Annotated in this window: 3 protein-coding genes; 2 read left to right on the top strand and 1 reads right to left on the bottom strand. The window is 70.7% G+C overall.

Features of this window, described 5'->3' with window-relative positions; genetic code table 11:
* Window position 1: 1 nt before the first annotated feature.
* Window positions 2-1,591, bottom strand: a complete 1,590-nt coding sequence (locus tag HTZ82_RS28350) for a methylmalonyl-CoA mutase (RefSeq protein WP_175412238.1) — start codon at window positions 1,589-1,591, stop codon at window positions 2-4.
* Window positions 1,592-1,836: 245 nt separating this feature from the next.
* On the opposite strand from HTZ82_RS28350, the gene HTZ82_RS28355 reads away from it, so the two are divergent.
* Window positions 1,837-2,475 carry a ScbR family autoregulator-binding transcription factor gene (locus tag HTZ82_RS28355; protein ID WP_309235738.1) on the top strand — a complete coding sequence of 213 codons (639 nt, stop codon included), beginning with the start codon at window positions 1,837-1,839 and terminating at the stop codon, window positions 2,473-2,475.
* A gap of 79 nt (window positions 2,476-2,554) precedes the next feature.
* The coding region (locus HTZ82_RS28360) for a cytochrome P450 (RefSeq protein ID WP_175412240.1) at window positions 2,555-3,970 on the top strand (1,416 nt) is incomplete at its 3' end.

Below are 3,970 nucleotides of genomic sequence, written 5' to 3' on the forward strand. Positions count from 1 at the left end.
GTCAGAAGGCGTCGGTGGGGACGTAGGTGCCCCAGACGTCGCGGAGGGCGTTGCAGACTTCGCCGACGGTGGCGCGGGCTTTGAGGGCGTCTTTCATGGGGTAGAGGACGTTGTCGGTGCCTTCGGCGGCCTTCTTCAGCTCGGCCAGGGCGGCGTCGACCGCCTGCTGGTCGCGTTCGGCGCGGAGCCTGGCCAGGCGGGCGGCCTGCTGGGCCTCGATGGCCGGGTCGACGCGCAGGGGCTCGTAGGGCTCTTCCTCATCGAGCTGGAAACGGTTCACACCGACCACGACACGTTCGCCGGAGTCGGTCTCCTGGGCGATGCGGTAGGCGGAACGCTCGATCTCGTTCTTCTGGAAACCGTGCTCGATCGCGCTGACCGCGCCGCCCAGGTCCTCGACCTTCCCCATCAGCTCCAGAGCCGCCGCCTCCACGTCATCGGTCATCTTCTCGATCACATAGCTGCCGGCGAACGGATCGACCGTCGCCGTCACATCCGTCTCATACGCCAGCACCTGCTGCGTCCGCAACGCCAGACGCGCCGACTTGTCCGTCGGCAGCGCGATCGCCTCGTCGAACGAGTTCGTGTGCAGCGACTGCGTCCCGCCCAGCACCGCGCCCAGCCCCTGCACCGCCACCCGCACCAGATTCACCTCCGGCTGCTGCGCCGTCAGCTGCACCCCGGCCGTCTGCGTATGGAAACGCAGCATCCACGACTTCGGGTTCTTCGCCCCGAACTCCTCCCGCATCACCCGCGCCCAGATCCGGCGCGCAGCCCGGAACTTCGCCACCTCCTCCAGGAACGTCGTGCGCGCCACGAAGAAGAACGACAACCGCGGAGCGAAGTCGTCCACGTCCATCCCCGCCGCGACCGCCGTGCGCACGTACTCGATCCCGTCCGCGAGCGTGAACGCGATCTCCTGCGCCGGCGACGCACCCGCCTCCGCCATGTGATAGCCCGAGATCGAGATCGTGTTCCACTTCGGGATCTCCGCCCGGCAGTACTGGAAGATGTCCGCGATCAGACGCAGCGACGGCTTCGGCGGAAAAATATACGTACCCCGCGCGATGTACTCCTTCAGCACATCGTTCTGGATCGTCCCCGTCAGCTTCTCCGCGCTGACCCCCTGCTCCTCCGCCACCAGCTGATACAACAGCAGCAGCAACGCCGCGGGAGCGTTGATCGTCATCGACGTCGACACCCGGTCCAGCGGAATCCCGTCGAACAGCACCCGCATGTCATCGACCGAGTCGATCGCCACCCCCACCTTGCCCACCTCACCATGAGCAATCGGCGCGTCCGAGTCATGCCCCATCTGCGTCGGCAGATCGAACGCCACCGACAACCCCATCGTCCCGTTCGCGATCAACTGCTTGTAACGGGCATTCGACTCCACCGCCGTCCCGAACCCCGCATACTGCCGCATCGTCCACGGACGCCCCGTGTACATCGACCGATACACACCCCGCGTGAACGGATACCCACCCGGCTCGCCCAGCTTCACCGCCGGGTCCCACCCAGCCAGGGCATCCGGCCCGTACACCGGCTCAATGGGCAGTCCCGACTCGGATGACCTCACGTTCTCAGCCATGCTCAGCCATGACCCCTCTGTCTCGGTCGTCTTGCGTCCGTCGTGTCGCTGTCCCGTGCGCGCCTGACCGGACGTTAGTGCGCCGTCGTGCGCCGGTGAGCCCCCTAACACACCCCTGCCTTTCGGCCAGATACATGACCAGGCCATACACCCTCGCAAAGAAAACCGGTAAGTTGGTTTTGTTACGTCGATGACATTCGAGCCACAACATCGGGACTTCGATGACTAAGCAGCAGGTGCGAGCCGTGCGCACACGCGCGGCGCTGATCCGGTCCGCGGCGGAGGCGTTCCAGCGGCGGGGGTACGGCGACGCGACGGTCGCCGAGATCGCGGCGGGGGCCGGTGTCAGCACCGGTGCCCTCCACTTCCACTTCGACAACAAGGGAGTCGTCGCCCGGGCCGTCGTCGAGACGGCCGGCGAGAGCCTCCGCGACGCCGTGCGCCGGCTCCGGGAGCGGCGGGTGCCAGCGCTCCAGGTGCTGGTGGACATGACGCACGCGTTCGCCGTGCTGTTCCGGGATGACGTGGTGGTGCGGGCCGGGTTCCGGCTCAGCGGCGACCACGAGGCGCTCAACGAGGGCCCGCCGCTGCGCGAGGAGTGGCACACGTGCGTCGAGGCGCTGTGCCGCCGGGCGGCCGCGGGCGACGAGCTCGCCGAGGGCGTCACGTACCGGACCGCCGCGCGGTTCGTCGCCTCCTCGACGGCCGGGGTCGAACTCCTCGGCCGCGAGAACGAGGAGTGGCTGACGCCCGCCGGGCTCACCGACTTCTGGCGCCTCGCGCTGCCCGCGCTCGCCCGCCCCGGCGCGGAGAAGGAGCTGAGGCCCGACGGGGACGCTGAAGTCCTGCCTGTGGGAGAGGGGTTGGGGGCACCTGCTCATTGACAAACCAACGATGCGGTTTGTTATTGTCCTCCCGTACCTGAGGAGCACGTGACTGCTCGTCCACCAGCGGGAGCCCTTCATGGAATCGCGTCAGTGTCCCTTCGCCACGTCGGCGGCCCACTCCGTCCCGGTCCTTCCGGTCGTCATCGACCCGGCCGGCACGGACATCCAGGGCGAGGCGGACCGCCTGCGCGAGCGCGGTCCCGCCGTCCCGGTCGTCCTGCCCGGCGGCGTGCGGGCCTGGGCGGTCGCCGGAGCGGCCGCCGCGAAGCGGGTCATGGCGGACCCCCGGGTCTCCAAGGACCCCGTACGGCACTGGCCCGCCTGGACCAGCGGCGAGGTCCCGGCCGACTGGCCGCTCGCCATGTGGGTGTCCATCCGCAGCATGTTCACGGCGTACGGCGCCGACCACACCCGGCTGCGCAAGCTCGTCGCGGGCGCGTTCACGATGCGCCGTACGACCGACCTGCGCCCCGCCGTCGAGCGCGTCGCCGAGGAACTCCTCGACCGGATCCAGGCCGACCACGGCCCCGACCGCCCCTTCGACCTGCGCCGCGCCTACGCCGGGCCGCTGCCCGCCCGCGTGGTCTGCGAACTGTTCGGCGTCCCCGACGACATGCGCGACGACCTGTGCGAGGTCTTCGACCGGCTCTTCGACACCGCGTCCGACGCCGCCGCCGTCCAGGACGCGGCCGGCCGCCTCTACGCCATGCTCACGCGGCTCGTCGCGGCCAAGCGCGCCACGCCGGGCGACGACCTCACCAGCGGCCTCCTCGACGCGCAGCGCGCGGCCGCACAGGAGGAGGGCGCCGTCCCGCTGGCCGAACAGGAGCTCCTGGACACCCTCGTCCACCTGCTCTCGGCCGGCTACGAGACCACCGTCAACCTGCTCGACCACGCCGTCCACGCCCTGCTCACCCACCCCGGCCAGCTCGAACTGATCCGCACCGGACGCGCCGAGTGGGCCGACGCGGTCGAGGAGACGCTCCGCTGGCAGCCGTCGGCGGCCAACTACATGCTCCGGTACGCGGTCGAGGACATCGACCTCGACGGAGTCGTCGTCCCGAAGGGCGACGCGATCCTCGTCAGCGCGGCGGGCGCAGGACGCGACCCGGAGGTGCACGGCCCGGACGCCGACCGGTTCGACATCACCCGCCCCACCCGGGCCCGGCACGTGTCCTTCGGGCACGGCGCCCACCACTGCCTGGGCGCCCCGCTGGCCCGTATGGAGGCGGCCATCGGACTGGAGGCGCTGTTCCGCCGCTTCCCGCGGCTCGCGCTCGCCGTACCGTCGGAGGAGCTGCGCCCGCTGTCGTCGTTCATCTCCAACGGGCACCGCGAACTGCCCCTGCTGCCCGGGCGCGCCGCCGGGACGACCGACGCGGCGACCGACGCCGCGGCCGCCGCGGAGGCGGACGGCCCCGTGGCCCGTATCCCCGCGCAGGCCGCCCCGGTCTGCCCCTACAGCGGTGCGGCCCGCCGGCCGCTGGCCGCG

This window comes from Streptomyces sp. TRM64462, from assembly GCF_013362995.1.
Taxonomy (GTDB): Bacteria; Actinomycetota; Actinomycetes; order Streptomycetales; family Streptomycetaceae; genus Streptomyces.

Excerpts from the sequence above, each read along its gene's own strand:
- HTZ82_RS28350 (WP_175412238.1), bottom strand. The coding sequence starts at position 1,591 with ATGGCTGAGAACGTGAGGTCATCCGAGTCGGGACTGCCCATTGAGCCG.